Source organism: Burkholderia sp. Bp8963 (genome assembly GCF_003854275.1).
Classification (GTDB): domain Bacteria; phylum Pseudomonadota; class Gammaproteobacteria; order Burkholderiales; family Burkholderiaceae; genus Burkholderia.
Genome location: NZ_QTQP01000005.1, coordinates 136084 through 149263, shown reverse-complemented (window position 1 = coordinate 149263; position 13180 = coordinate 136084). Strand labels below are relative to the sequence as shown.

General features: G+C 66.2%; 12 protein-coding genes. 3 read left to right on the top strand and 9 right to left on the bottom strand.

Translation table 11 applies throughout. The annotated features are described in order from the left end of the window. Window positions 1-37 precede the first annotated feature (37 nt). Window positions 38-1159, top strand: a complete 1122-nt coding sequence (gene alr / locus DID96_RS06370; protein WP_124598411.1) for an alanine racemase — start codon at window positions 38-40, stop codon at window positions 1157-1159. A 15-nt stretch (window positions 1160-1174) separates the two neighbouring features. Here the strand turns inward: alr and DID96_RS06365 are convergent, their stop codons facing one another. The 7 genes from DID96_RS06365 to DID96_RS06335 all read right to left on the bottom strand — a co-directional run bounded on the left by DID96_RS06365 (window position 1175) and on the right by DID96_RS06335 (window position 7935). Continuing rightward, complete coding sequence (locus tag DID96_RS06365) at window positions 1175-1969, bottom strand: enoyl-CoA hydratase (RefSeq protein ID WP_124598410.1); 795 nt, start codon at window positions 1967-1969, stop codon at window positions 1175-1177. Between the two features lie 134 nt (window positions 1970-2103). Then, window positions 2104-2469 (bottom strand): response regulator, encoded by a 366-nt coding sequence (locus DID96_RS06360; RefSeq protein WP_124598409.1) that lies wholly within the window; start codon window positions 2467-2469, stop codon window positions 2104-2106. A 30-nt stretch (window positions 2470-2499) separates the two neighbouring features. Continuing rightward, complete coding sequence (locus DID96_RS06355; protein ID WP_124598408.1) at window positions 2500-3459, bottom strand: chemotaxis protein CheX; 960 nt, start codon at window positions 3457-3459, stop codon at window positions 2500-2502. A gap of 65 nt (window positions 3460-3524) precedes the next feature. Beyond that, window positions 3525-4073 carry a hypothetical protein gene (locus DID96_RS06350; RefSeq protein ID WP_124598407.1) on the bottom strand — a complete coding sequence of 183 codons (549 nt, stop codon included), beginning with the start codon at window positions 4071-4073 and terminating at the stop codon, window positions 3525-3527. Next, window positions 4070-4816 carry a methyl-accepting chemotaxis protein gene (locus DID96_RS06345; RefSeq protein WP_124598406.1) on the bottom strand — a complete coding sequence of 249 codons (747 nt, stop codon included), beginning with the start codon at window positions 4814-4816 and terminating at the stop codon, window positions 4070-4072. The genes DID96_RS06350 and DID96_RS06345 overlap by 4 nt, the downstream gene beginning before the upstream one ends. Beyond that, a complete protein-coding gene (locus tag DID96_RS06340) occupies window positions 4813-7203 on the bottom strand; it encodes an MCP four helix bundle domain-containing protein (protein WP_124598405.1) in 2391 nt (796 codons plus the stop codon). The genes DID96_RS06345 and DID96_RS06340 overlap by 4 nt, the downstream gene beginning before the upstream one ends. A 510-nt stretch (window positions 7204-7713) precedes the next feature. Further along, window positions 7714-7935: an antitoxin gene (locus DID96_RS06335; protein ID WP_124598404.1), complete on the bottom strand. Its 222-nt coding sequence runs from the start codon at window positions 7933-7935 to the stop codon at window positions 7714-7716. A 216-nt stretch (window positions 7936-8151) separates the two neighbouring features. Between DID96_RS06335 and DID96_RS06330 the strand changes: the two genes are divergently transcribed. Next, entirely contained in the window at window positions 8152-8841 is a 690-nt protein-coding gene (locus DID96_RS06330) for an alpha/beta hydrolase (protein WP_124598403.1), read from the top strand. Between the two features lie 57 nt (window positions 8842-8898). On the opposite strand, the gene DID96_RS06325 is transcribed toward DID96_RS06330, so the two are convergent. Together DID96_RS06325 and aspA are read right to left on the bottom strand one after the other, a co-directional pair. Beyond that, entirely contained in the window at window positions 8899-10398 is a 1500-nt protein-coding gene (locus DID96_RS06325; RefSeq protein ID WP_124598402.1) for an amino acid permease, read from the bottom strand. A gap of 135 nt (window positions 10399-10533) precedes the next feature. Continuing rightward, window positions 10534-11940 (bottom strand): aspartate ammonia-lyase, encoded by a 1407-nt coding sequence (aspA, locus tag DID96_RS06320; RefSeq protein WP_124598401.1) that lies wholly within the window; start codon window positions 11938-11940, stop codon window positions 10534-10536. 251 nt (window positions 11941-12191) lie between these two features. Here aspA and DID96_RS06315 point away from each other — a divergent pair, with 251 nt between their 5' ends. Further along, window positions 12192-13172 (top strand): LysR family transcriptional regulator, encoded by a 981-nt coding sequence (locus DID96_RS06315; RefSeq protein ID WP_124598400.1) that lies wholly within the window; start codon window positions 12192-12194, stop codon window positions 13170-13172. The last annotated feature ends 8 nt before the right edge of the window (window positions 13173-13180 follow it).

Genomic DNA, 13180 nt, shown 5'->3' with positions numbered 1-13180 from the left:
GCCGCGCATCGAACGACATACGCCCCGAGCCAACGCCATGCCCCGTCCCATCGTCGCCCATATCCGCCCCGACGCGCTGCGCCACAACCTCGACTTCATCCGCCAGACCGCCGCGCAGTCGCGCGTATGGGCCGTCATCAAGGCCAATGCGTATGGCCACGGGATCGAGCGGATCTATCCGGGCCTCGCGGCCGCGGACGGGATCGCGCTCCTCGATCTCGACGAAGCGGTGCGCGTGCGCGAGCTCGGCTGGGACAAGCCCGTGCTGCTGCTCGAAGGGATCTTCGAGCCGGCCGACGTCGAACGGGTCGAGCGCCACCAGTTGACGGTCGCCGTCCACTGCGACGAGCAGCTCGACCTCCTGATCGCCGCGAAACCGCAGCGGCCGATCGACATCCAGCTGAAGATGAACTCCGGCATGAACCGGCTCGGCTTCCGCCCCGCCGCGTTCCGCGCCGCGTGGGAGCGCGCGGCCGCCGCACCGTCGATCGGCAGGATCACGCTGATGACGCATTTCGCGAACGCCGACGAAGGCGAGATCGACTGGCAGCTCGACCAGTTCGACGCGGCGTCGGCCGGGATTCCGGGCGAGCGCTCGGTATCGAACTCGGCCGCCGTGCTGTGGCATCCGCGCGCGCACCGCGACTGGGTGCGTCCCGGCACGATCCTGTATGGCGCATCGCCGACCGGCGCGTCGCGGCACATCGCCGACACGCCGCTGATGGCCGCGATGACGTTGACGAGCCGGATCATCGGCGTGCAGACGCTCGCGCCGCAGGAAACGGTCGGCTATGGCCGCCGCTTCACGGTCGAGCAGCCGATGCGCGTCGGCGTCGTCGCGTGCGGCTATGCGGACGGCTATCCGCGCCACGCGCCGACCGGCACGCCGATCGCGGTGGACGGCGTGCTGACGCGCGTCGTCGGCCGCGTGTCGATGGACATGCTGACCGTCGACCTCACGCCATGCCCGAATGCGGGCATCGGTTCGAGCGTCGAGCTGTGGGGTGACCAGGTGAAGGTCGACGATGTCGCGGAAGCAAGCGGCACGATCGGCTACGAGCTGATGTGCGCACTGGCGCGCCGCGTGCCTGTGGTGATCGTGCCGCCCGGCGCATCGACCACGCAGCCGGCGCTGCGCACCGGCAGCTACGGCCGGTAAGTCCGGCCGCGCGCGTTACGTCCGCCAGCGCGGCGGCCGCTTCTCGAGAAACGCGTCGATGCCCTCGCCCGCGTCTTCTTCCATCATGTTGCGCGCCATCACGTCGCCCGCGTACGCGTATGCGTCGTCGAGCGTCATCTCGCGCTGCCGGTAGAACATCTGCTTGCCGTAGCGCACGGCGGCCGGGCTCTTCGCGACGATCTCCGCGACCTTGCGCGCGACCGCCGCATCGAGCGCATCTGCCGGCACCGCTTCGTTGACGAGCCCCCACGACGCGGCCGTCGCCGCATCGACGAAGCCGCCGGTCACGAGCATGTCGAACGCGCGCTTCGTCGTGACGTTACGGCTCAGCGCGACGGCCGGCGTCGAGCAGAACAGCCCGACGTTGATGCCTGACACCGCGAAGCGCGCGGTGTCCGCCGCGATCGCAAGATCGCAGGCGGCAACGAGCTGGCAGCCGGCCGCCGTCGCGATGCCGTGCACGCGCGCGATCACCGGCACCGGCAACGCACGCATCGCGAGCATCACGCGGCTGCATTGCGCAAACAGTGCGCGGTAGTAGTCGAGTTCGGGCTTGCCGCGCATCTCGCGCAGGTCATGGCCCGCGCAGAACGCCTTGCCCTCGGCCGCGAGGACGACGCAGCGCACGTGCGGGTCCGACGCGAGCGCCGCGAATGCATCGTGCAGGCTCGCGAGCATCGCTTCGGACAGCGCGTTGAACTGCTGCGGGCGGTTCAGTCGCAGCGTGACGACGCCTTCATGGTCGTCACGCAGCAGAATGGGTTCCGATGATGAGGGATTCGATTCCATGATGGTCCACCAGATTGAGAGCGATCGCGGTGCGCTAACCGCTAACGGATCAATATAGTCCAATCGGGGCCCGGATGGAGGATGTCGGCACGCATGAACGATCGGGCCGCGCCGCGGCGGCCCGGCAGCACGCGTCAGCCCGCGAGCTTCTTCAGCGCGTCGAGCACCGCGTCGCCCTTGAACGGCTTCACGATCCAGCCCTTCACGCCGGCCGCCTTGCCGCGCTCCTTCATCGCCGGGCTGCTTTCGGTCGTCAGCATCACGACGTTGACCGCCGTGTTCGCAAGCTCGCCGCGAATCTTCTCGACCATCGTCAGGCCGTCCATGTTCGGCATGTTCACGTCGCTGATCACGAGCCGGATGCCGGGCGTCGCTTTCAGCTTCGCCAGCCCGTCCTTGCCGTCGACCGCAGTCGCGACGTCCAGCCCGTTGTTGCGCAGGAAGCCCGCGACCTCGTCGCGCACCGTGCCCGAATCGTCGACCACCAGAATCTTTGCCATGTCGTATTCCCCTTTCCTTTACTCAAGACTTCAAAACAATTCGAGTTCGCCCGACTCGACCATCGGCCCGACATCCTGAACCGATTCGCGGAAATCCTCCGGCGACCAGCTCAGGCTGAACACGAAGCGCTGGTCGAGGCAGACCGACCGCCCCGATGACGGGTCGGTCATCCGGTACTTGAAACTGAGCTGCGGACAGTCGCCGCCGAACGAGATGAACTTCTGCTTGTGGTTGACGAGCAGCGGCACCTGCACCGGATGGCGCGCGAGCGCTTCCGCATCGCCGAGGTAGCGGTTCTTGAACGCGCCCCACACGAGGTTCGTCAGCTCGCCGAGCACGTTGTTCACGTCGCGGAAATCCGGCGCACGGCCGTCGTCGTGCGTGCTGTCGATCATGTCGAGCAACGGCTGCTCGCTCGTTTGCAGCAGCATGTAGCCGCGGCACCACGCGCTCTCGAGCGCGATCAGGCTGAACACCTCGCCGAAGATGATCTGGTCGCGGACGATGCACGGTGTGTCGAGGCTGATCGTCATGCCCGGAAACAGGCTGTCGAGCCGCGCTTCAGTGATCTCCGAGATCCCGCGCACGAGCGCGTTCGGATAGTCGAGGCTGAAGATGTATTCGTCGATCACGCGCTGCAGCGGCGTCATGTCGTCCGCGACGTAGGTCGCGCACGCGACGCGCGCAAGCGCTTCGGGCAGGCCGTCGCGCGACGCTTGCGTGTCGCGGCGCAGGATGATCGGCAGCTCCGGGCGCAGCGCGTCGATCTGCGTCGCGATGATCGCGGTTTCCGCAGGCGAGCCGCCGTAATCCTCGGCGAGCAGGATCGCGCCGAGATCGATGTTCGAGCGCAGCACCTTCAGCAGCCGGTTGCGGCCCACGGTCAGGCCGATCAGGTTGTGGTCGTCGCAAAAGCGCTTGATCGCATCCGCGTGCTCACGGCTTTCGTCGAGCACCAGCACCTTGCTGACGGGTTTGCCTTCGGTCATCGCGCGTTTCCTTGCATTCGGGTTGAGATTCGGATTCCGGCGCCACGACGAGCGCCGCGACACGGTCAAAACAGTTCCAGCTCGCCGCCGGTCTCGACCAGCGCCGTTTCCGGCACATGAAAATCGACTGGCGCATTCGCGCAGACGCACAGCGTTGCGCGGATCCGCACCGCGCCGTCCAGCGTCACGTCGAATGCGGCGACGTGGCCAGGCGCGAGCGCGCTCAGGTAGTCGATGCTCGCGCTGCTCAGCAGGTACGGCGTCGACATCCCGAGATCCGGAAACGGCTCGATCAGCGCCTGGTTTATCGCGCCGCAGCACAGGTTCGCCACCTCCATGAATGCCTCGTGCAGCGGTTGCTGCGCGTTGCCCGCGAAATGGCGTCGTGTCGCGTCGTCGTCGCGAAAGCGCAGCGCGAGCAGCAACCGGAAATGCAGCGCCGATATCGTCAGTACTGCAACCTGTTCGGGCGTCTTCGATTTCGCGCGGCTGTTGCGCGGCGGCTCGTCGGCGGCCGGCACGATGTCGCACGTGCCGCCGCCCGTCGCGAGCCGCGTGCGCGCCGCGTCGAAGAAGATGCGTTCGAAGCTCGCCTTCGCCTGCGCGCTGATCACGCCGCCGCTCCTTCCAGCCGTGCGTGCAACTGCGCGGCGAGCGTCTCGACCGTCGCGAGCGCGGCGGTGACCATCTTGCCCCCCGCCTGGATGTCCTGGAACGTTGCGGCCGTGACGAGATCGTTGCGGTTCAGGCTGTCGCGATAGCTGTTCGACAACTCCTGCGAGCGCGCCGCGAGCCCGCGCACTTCGCTCGCGACGATCGAGAAGCCGCGTCCGGCGGTGCCGGCGCGCGCCGCTTCGATCGACGCGTTCAGCGACACGATCGATACATGCGCGACGATCGCGGACAGCTCCTGGTTCTTCGCGCGCATGTCCTGGTTCTGCGTGGTCAGCGAGATCATCTGCTCGTGCCAGCGCTCGAACGTGCCCGCGAGCCCGCGCAGGCGCGCGGCCTCGTGCGCGATCTTCTCCGCGTGCTGCGACAGCGCGTCCCGCTCGGCCCGAGCGACCTGCAGCGCATCGCGCTGCGCGCCGGCGTCCGCCTCGTGCTGCGCGAGCGTGTCGGCGAGCTGCGCTTCCCTGCTCGCCCACACTTCAGCCTGCGCCGCGTGCGCTGCCGCGGCGTCGCCCGCTTGCGCGTCCGACTGCGCGAGCGCCTCGCGCAGCGCGGCCGCTTCGCCGCTCAGGTGTGCGACGAGCCGCGCGCGATGCGCGCGAAACACGACCGTCGCAGCGATCCATGCGACGAGACCACCCGCCAGCGCGGCGCCAAGATGCGTGATTGCCTGCTGCACGATCACTCCGTCGCGTCCGCCATCCCGGCCCGCGCACCCGCGCGGTCCGGCGCTGCCTGATCGAGACTGTCCACTGCGCAGGACTCCGGCAGCGACACGATCGTCTGGAACGCGCGATACGCGGCGCCGCGCCGGTCGTCGGTGAAGCGCAGCGCGATGCCGCCGCCTTCGCGCTTCAGGAAGTTGCGCACCGCATCCATGCCGACGCCGCGCCCCGACACCTCGGTCACCGCCTGCGCGGTCGAGAAGCCCGGCCGGAAGATCAGCTCGGCCACGGCATCGTCGGTCAGCGTGGCTTCGTTCTCCGCGTCGATCCAGCCGCGTTCGCGCGCGATCCCGCGGATCCGGTCGAGCGCGAGGCCGCGGCCGTCGTCGCTGAGCGCGATCTGCAGCATCCCGCCATCGACACCGACTTCGATGTCGATCGTGCCCGCCGCCGCCTTGCCGGCCGCGCGACGTGCATCAGGCGTTTCGATCCCGTGATCGATCGAATTGCGCAGCAGGTGCATGAAGACATCCTTCAACGTGCCGCCGATCTCGCTGCGCACGCGATAGCCGTTGCTGTCGATCCGCACGACAGGTGCCGCCTTGCCGAGTTCCGCCGCGAGCGACGGCAGCGATTCCAGCACGCCCCCGAGCGCATCGCCGATGCTCTCGGTGCCGAGCAGGCTCAGCATGCGGCGCACCGCATCGCGCGCCGCGCGCCAGTCGGCCGCGTTCGCCGGATCGACACCGTCGAGCACGCGCAGGCTCTCGCTGATGTGTGCGCGCTCGACCATCAGGTAATGGCCGGTGCCAGGCCGCGCCGCGTCGCCGCTGCGGCCGAGCGTTACCTTGTTGATCGTCGCGTAGTGCTCGACCGCGTCGCGCACGCGCGCGAGATCGTCCATCAGCGCGTCGCGGTTCCAGTCGGGGCCGGCGTCCGCGTGCCGCAGCGATTCGTAGGCCTGCTCGGCCTCGTGCACGATGTTCGTCAGGTGCTGCAGGCTGTACGTGCGCGCATTGCCCTTGATCGTGTGCATGTTGCGGAACAGTGCCGCGACGATCGAGTGGTCCGCGCGCTCGTGCTGGCGGATCATCCGTTCGTTCTCGCTGAGGAAGCCGTTCGCGCTGTCGACGAACTGGTGGAACTTGTCCTGGCTGATCGCGAGGATCTCGCCGATCATCTCGAGCCGGCGCTGCTGCTCGCCGGCCTGCGCGGTCAGCTCGCGCAGCTCGGTCACGTCGCGCACGCACAGCATCAGGCGCACGACGGTATCGGTCTCGTCGGTGATTGCCGACCAGCTCAGGTCGAGCCACTTCTCGCGGCCATCCGGCATGCGCTTCGCGACTTCGTTGACGAGCAGGTGCTCGTTGAATTCGAAGTTCATGCTGTCCTCGCCGAGGCAAGCATGCATCGCGGCATCGACCTGCGAGCGCGCGTCGGAGCCGAGGTTCGAATCGTCGAACACGAGCGCCATCAGGTCGCGGCCTGCGATGTCCTTCGTCTCGAAGATCGTTTCGAGGTAAGCCGAGTATTCGGCATGCACGACGCCGCCGCCGACGACGGTCAGGATGCCCTGCTGCATGTTCTGCAGCATCGCCTGGATGTCGGCGGTCTTCTGCTTGAGCTGCGCGGAATTCTCCTGGATCTTCTCGATCATCCCGTTGAACGCGACGATCGAGTGGCCGATCTCGTCCATGCGGCCGACCGGCACGCGGCGCGTGAAATCCTGGCTCGTCGCGATCTCGCTCATCATCGTCTGCATCCGGCTCAGCGGACGCGTGATCTGCCGGTACAGCACAAAGCCGATCGCGGTGAGCAGCACGATCACGGTGCCGGCCACGCCCGCGATCGCGGTCGCCGTCGTCGACAGCATCCCGTTCAGCGCGCTGATCGCGTCGTCCTTCTGGCGGTTCTTCTCGATGCGCAGCGTATCGACGATGCCCTCGAGCTCGTCGCGATACTGCGCGACGTTCGCGAACAGGTAGGCCTGGGCCATGTCGGTCTTGCCGTCGGCCTTCATCTTCACGGTGTCGTCGATCGCCGAGAAGTAGTTCGTCGCGCTGTCCCTCGCCTGCGCGACGAGGCCTTCCTGCGCGTGGCTCGCGGCCGACTTCGCCTGCACGTCGAGCGCCGCGCGCAGCGCCGCCTGCTTTGCCTTCAGCTCGTCGTGCGCCTGTGCGGCCGTGTTGGTGTCGGGCGCGTAGATCAGCGTCATCGTCGCGATCTGGATGTTCTTCACGTCGGACACGAGATCCGCAGACGCGAGCGCGCTCGGCACGATCCCCTGCGTGACTTGCCGTACCTCGGATGCGCTATTGCGCGTCTGGATCACGGCATAGACGCCAATCGCCGACAGGGCGAGAAACGTCAGGACGACTAGCAACGTAATGCGATGGCGAATGGTCATGTCTGCAACTCCCCGTGGCGATCCGGCTTCGATCGCCATGCGCGTGCCATTGAAAGAATGTGAGCGCCGAATTATCGGGGATGGTTTATGACCGTCCGATGACTACAAATCAATCGATTATTGATGGAATTGAAATAATTATTTTTAGGCCTGAAATCCTAAAGTTTTTTCTACGAATGCCGTTAACTGATGTCCCGGTGCGCCGAAATGGCTTTGGGAGCCTGCGGCAAGCGTCGCTCCAGAGTGCCGACGCGCGTGGATTTTCTGATTGGCGTACGCGCTTCAATTCGCATCGCATGCAATGTAAAACGTTTGCGAATTATCGAATAATTAATCGGGCACGAGTCGCTTTTTTAGAATGAAAGCGTAAATCGGCGAAACGATCAAGCCGAATCAATGGCGAATCATTCGCCGATGTCGGATGCGCGTCGAAGCATGATTGGCGTATTCGTCAGGATTGCGATCGCTGCATTGTCGTCCAGCAGGAGATTCATTCGAGCACATGCTGTCCTAATGATCCTGCTCAGTCGGCTGCTCAACTGCAGCTGCTTCGAAGTCGGCATCGACGGAGCCGATCAGGGGAGTCAACCATGCCCAGTTCTGCGACAAGGGCTCCAGGATCATCGCCGCGCCATGCCGGCGGATCCGGACCTCAGTCGCCTCAAAGCGGAAATCCTTCGGCAGCCGCACGGTTTGCGCCCCATCATCCTCGAACACCTTGGCGATATGCATCGATGCCCCTTCAACGTATCGACAACAAGCATGTATTGCACCAGAGATCCGCGATGTTGGTGTCGTTCCCGGATAGTGACCCGGGGCGATGTACATGGATTCGCCATGCGAACATTCATTCCAGTGAGGAAATAGTCAATCGCGAACCAGCGATTCATGTTCTCCCAACAACGTCATAGACTGTAACCTCCCGCCCAGCCCTGATGGAACCCCGCGATGACCGACGTCCTGCCCCTGACCGACGACCCCGTATCCGGCCTGGCCTACCGCCTGCACCCGGCAAGCGCCGCACCGGCGGCCCGCCTCCTGCTGCTGCATGGCGTCGGCGGAAACGAAACCAACCTGCTGGCGCTGGCCGACGCGCTCGATCCGCGTATCGAAGTCGCGTTTGTGCGTGGCCCGCTTACGTTCGGGCCCGGCCAGTACGCGTGGTTTCCGGTGCGCTTCGGCCTGAACGGCCCGGAGATCGACGCAGCGCACGCGGAGGCGAGCCGCACGAAGCTGCTCGCGCTGGTGCGCGCGCTGCGCGAACGCGACGGCGCGGCGCCGCTGCCGACCGTGATTGCCGGCTTCAGCCAGGGCGGCATCATGAGCGCGAGCGTCGGCCTCACGTCGCCGGCTGACGTCGTCGGGTTCGCCGTGCTGTGCGGACGCATCCTCCCGGAGATCGATCCGCTGATCGCGCCGCGCGATGCGCTCCGCGCGCTGCATGCGCTGATCGTGCACGGCCGCGCCGACGACAAGCTGCCCGTCTCGTGGGCCGAGGCCGCCGACGCGAAACTCGCCGCGCTCGGCGTCGCGCACGACACGCGGCTGTATCCGGCCGGACACGAACTGAGCGCCGATATGATCGGCGACTTCAGCCGGTGGCTCGGCGAACGCGCGGGGCTGGACCGCGCCGCGTAACACACACGACACGCGTGACGCTCGTAACTCGCGTGCCCCGCGCCCAACCTCACACCCTCACGCGTTGTTCGCCTGATCAACCATCGGCTGGCCCGTCACCGCGGGCGCAGACGCGCGTGCCGCACCGCGCTTCGCGAGATGCCAGCCGACCGTCAGCGCGAGCGCGACGACCGGAATCATCGCGATGGTCCATGTGCCGCCCGGGTAGTCGAACGCCATCAGCACCAGCACGCCGAGCAGGAACGCAAGCGTGAGCCACGACGTGAACGGCGCGCCGGGCATCCGGAACGGTACGTCGTTCAGCTCGCCGCGGTTGACCTTGCGCCGGAACAGGATCTGGCACATCACGATGAAGCCCCACGTCGCGATGATGCCGAGCGATGCCATGTTCAGCACGATCTCGAACGCCTGCGCCGGCACGATGTAGTTCAGCGGCACGCCGATCGCGTTGATCGCGACCGTGATCAGGATCCCGCCATACGGCACGCCGCGTGCGTTCATCCGCGCCACGAACCGCGGCGCGGACCCGCCCATCGCGAGCGAACGCAGCACGCGCCCCGTCGAATAGAGTCCGGAGTTCAGGCTCGACAGCGCCGCCGTCAGCACCACGACGTTCATCACGGTGCCGACGTACGGCACGCCGAGCTTGCCGAAGAACGTCACGAACGGGCTTTCGTGCGCGCTGTACGCAGTCCACGGCAGCAGCGTGATCAGCAGCACCACCGAGCCCACGTAGAACAGCGCGATGCGCCACATCACGCTGTTGATCGCCTTCGGCAGCACCTTGCGCGCATCGGCGGTCTCGCCCGCCGCCACGCCGACGAGCTCGATGCTCGCATACGCGAACACGACGCCCTGCACGATCAGCACCGCCGGCAGGATGCCGTGCGGGAAGATCCCGCCGCTCTCGGCGATCAGGTGGAGCCCCGGCGCGTGTCCGGCGACCGGATGGCCGCTCGCGAGGAACACCGTGCCGACGAGCAGGAACACGCTCAGCGCGCCGACCTTGACGAGCGAGAACCAGAATTCCATTTCGCCGAACACCTTCACGCCGATCATGTTCATCGTCGACACGATCGCGAGCGCGCCGAGCGCGAACACCCACTGCGGCACGTCCGAGAACGCGGCCCAGTACTTCATGTAGATCGCGACCGCGGTGATGTCGACGATGCCGGTGGTCGCCCAGTTCAGGTAGTACATCCAGCCGGCGACGAACGACGCGCGTTCGCCCATGAACTCCCGCGCATACGACACGAAGCTTCCGCTGGCCGGTCGATGCATCACGAGTTCGCCGAGCGCGCGCATGATCAGGAACGCGAATATGCCGCAGACCAGATACACGACCGCCAGTGCGGGCCCCGCGTGCTGCAGACGACCGCCGGCGCCGAGGAACAGCCCGGTCCCGATCGCGCCGCCCATCGCGATCATCTGCACATGTCTCGGCTTCAAATGCTTCGCGTAACCGCTTTCGTGGGACGCGAACCGCGCGTCCGGGTCGGCATGACAGGCATCCGCGCCGCTGGCTGTATCAGCCGGGCGCTCGCTGGCGTAGTTCATCGTGAGTCTCCGATTTGATTTGTGATCTGTCGCGCTTCCGGGGGAAGCGCTGAAAGGGTCGGCCGCACGCGGCGGCGCCGGCTGCGAGCGCCGGCGCCGCCCCATCGAGGCGTTCGCGCGGCGTTCTCGCTGCGTTCAATAGACGCGAGGCTGGATCAACGCTTCGGGCCGCAACGCGTCGTCGAGCTGCGCATCGGTCATCAGCTGGCGGCCCAGCACGACTTCCCTGACGGTCTTGCCGCTCGCGTGCGCCTCGGCGGCCACCGAGGTCGCGTTCTTGTAGCCGATGTACGGATTGAGCGCGGTCGCGAGCGCGACCGATTGCTCCATCGTTTCGCGCAGCCGGTCGGCGTTCGCGGTGATACCGCTCACGCACTTGTCGGCAAGGGTCACGCACGCCGCGGTCAGATGGCTGAAGCTGCGGAACAGCGCGCTCGCGATCACGGGCTCGAACGCGTTGAGCTGGAGCTGGCCGGCTTCGGCCGCGAAGGTCACCGTCAGGTCGTTGCCGAACACCTCGAACGCGACCTGGTTCACGACTTCCGGAATCACCGGATTCACCTTGCCGGGCATGATCGACGACCCGGCCTGCATCGGCGGCAGGTTGATTTCACCGAACCCGGCGCGCGGGCCGCTCGACAGGAGCCGCAGGTCGTTGCAGGTCTTCGACAGCTTGACCGCGATCCGCTTCAGCACGCCGGATATCTGCACGAATGCGCCGCAATCCTGCGTCGCTTCGATCAGGTTCGGCGCCGTGCTCAGCTCGATGCCGGTAATGCGCCGCAACGCCACGAGCGCCTTTTCCGCGTACTGCGGATGCGCGGTGATCCCCGTGCCGATCGCGGTCGCGCCGAGATTGATCTCGCGAATCAGCGCACTCGCCTCCTGCAGGCGCGCGATATCCTCCGTCAGCATCACCGCATACGTCGAGAACTCCTGGCCGAGCGTCATCGGCACGGCATCCTGCAACTGCGTGCGCCCGAGCTTCAGCAGGCCCGCGAATTCCTCGGCTTTTTCGCCGAACGCGTCGCGCAGGCAGAACATCGCCTCCAGAAGATGCTCGATCGCGAAGCAGGTCGCGATCCGGATCGCCGTCGGATAGACGTCGTTCGTGCTCTGCGCGAGATTCACATGTTCGTTCGGGTGCAGATATTCGTACTCGCCGCGCGCATGGCCCATGATTTCCAGCGCGCGGTTGCAGATCACCTCGTTCGCATTCATGTTGGTCGACGTGCCCGCGCCGCCCTGGATGATGTCGACGACGAACTGGTCGTGCAGATGCCCTTCGCGGATCTCGACGCACGCGGCGGCGATCGCGTCCCGGTACGCGTGCGGCAGCAGCCCGAGTTCGCAGTTCGCTTCGGCCGCGGCCTCCTTCACCGCCGCGAGCGCAATGATCAGATACGGGAACGACGCGATGCTGCGGCCGGTGATGTCGAAGTTCTCCTTCGCGCGCAGCGTATGAACACCGTAGTAGGCATCTGCCGGAATATTTCGTTTACCTAATAGATCGGTTTCGACGCGGAAGTCGTTGCCTGCCATCGTGTCTCTCCAGAATTGTCTCGTGCCGCCGGCCGCAGCCGACCCCGGTGAAGCCGTCGCCTCGTGCGCCGCGACGCAAGGCCGGGCTTCGCTCACCTGTCTCCTCTGTCGCCTGAGCGACGCGTTCGCATTCTATGCCTTTGCAAATAGAACCTTGTTTCTGTAATATCGAAAGTTGTTTTGCGTCTGACGCAACACCAAGACGGCGAGACAGTGATGAAAAGCGCGATGAAAAGCGGGATGAATGGCGGATGAGAAAGGGAGCAAGAGAGACGGGCGTCGATCACCTGGGCGCGATGCGCGCGTTCGTGCGCGTCGTCGAAACAGGCAGCTTTTCGGCCGTTGCGAAGGAGATGCACGTGTCGACGTCCACGGTCGCGCGCAAGGTGTCGGCCATCGAAGAGGTGCTCGGCGTGCCGCTGCTGTACCGGTCCACGCATAGCGTGACGCTGACCGAAGCCGGCAGCATCTATCACGAACGGGCCGTCACGCTGATCGCGGATCTCGACGACACGCTGCGCGTCGTCGCCGAACTGAATGCACAGCCGAGCGGGCCGCTTAAGCTCACGGCGCCGGTCGGGTTCGGCCGGCGCTACCTCGCGCCGCTGGTCGCGCCGTTTCTCGCGCGCTATCCGACGATCCAGCTCGACGTCCGGCTGACCGACAACCACAACGATCTGGTGGCCGGCGGTTTCGACCTCGACATCCACGAGGGCGAGAACTACCTCGACAACCTGATCGTCCAGCGGCTGTCGCGCAACGACAGCATCCTGTGCGCGGCGCCCGCCTATCTCGACCGCTGCGGCCGGCCGGCCACGCCGGACGCGCTCGCGCACCACAATTGCCTGCGCTACGTCCATCCTGAGGGCGACCCGCGCTGGGAGCTGGTCGATGACGACACGCGGCACAGCATCCTGCCGGCCGGCAACCTCGTGTCGGATCACTCGGAACTGCTGCTCGAGGCCACCTGCGCGGGGCTCGGCATCGCGGAATTCGAGATCTGGCTGGTGCGCGATTTGCTGGCAAGCGGCCGGCTCGAGGCCGTGCTGCCCCGCTACCGGCTGCAGAACAAGCTGACCGGCGACTTCATCTACATGGCGTATCTGGCGAACCGGCGCAGCTCGGCGAAACTGCGGGTATTGAGGGAGTTCCTGGCGGAACACCTCGCGCACATCGGCGAGTGGTCCGAGGTGGAAATGCAGAAGATTCGCGGCGACAGCGGCCAGCGTTGAGCGCCGGC

What these genes read in the sequence shown, in the direction of transcription:
- DID96_RS06335 (WP_124598404.1), bottom strand. Translation starts at nt 7,935, where the DNA reads ATGCATATCGCCAAGGTGTTCGAGGATGATGGGGCGCAAACCGTGCGG.
- DID96_RS06360 (WP_124598409.1), bottom strand. Translation starts at nt 2,469, where the DNA reads ATGGCAAAGATTCTGGTGGTCGACGATTCGGGCACGGTGCGCGACGAG.
- DID96_RS06340 (WP_124598405.1), bottom strand. Translation starts at nt 7,203, where the DNA reads ATGACCATTCGCCATCGCATTACGTTGCTAGTCGTCCTGACGTTTCTC.
- alr (WP_124598411.1), top strand. Translation starts at nt 38, where the DNA reads ATGCCCCGTCCCATCGTCGCCCATATCCGCCCCGACGCGCTGCGCCAC.
- aspA (WP_124598401.1), bottom strand. Translation starts at nt 11,940, where the DNA reads ATGGCAGGCAACGACTTCCGCGTCGAAACCGATCTATTAGGTAAACGA.
- DID96_RS06355 (WP_124598408.1), bottom strand. Translation starts at nt 3,459, where the DNA reads ATGACCGAAGGCAAACCCGTCAGCAAGGTGCTGGTGCTCGACGAAAGC.
- DID96_RS06365 (WP_124598410.1), bottom strand. Translation starts at nt 1,969, where the DNA reads ATGGAATCGAATCCCTCATCATCGGAACCCATTCTGCTGCGTGACGAC.
- DID96_RS06315 (WP_124598400.1), top strand. Translation starts at nt 12,192, where the DNA reads ATGAGAAAGGGAGCAAGAGAGACGGGCGTCGATCACCTGGGCGCGATG.
- DID96_RS06330 (WP_124598403.1), top strand. Translation starts at nt 8,152, where the DNA reads ATGACCGACGTCCTGCCCCTGACCGACGACCCCGTATCCGGCCTGGCC.
- DID96_RS06325 (WP_124598402.1), bottom strand. Translation starts at nt 10,398, where the DNA reads ATGAACTACGCCAGCGAGCGCCCGGCTGATACAGCCAGCGGCGCGGAT.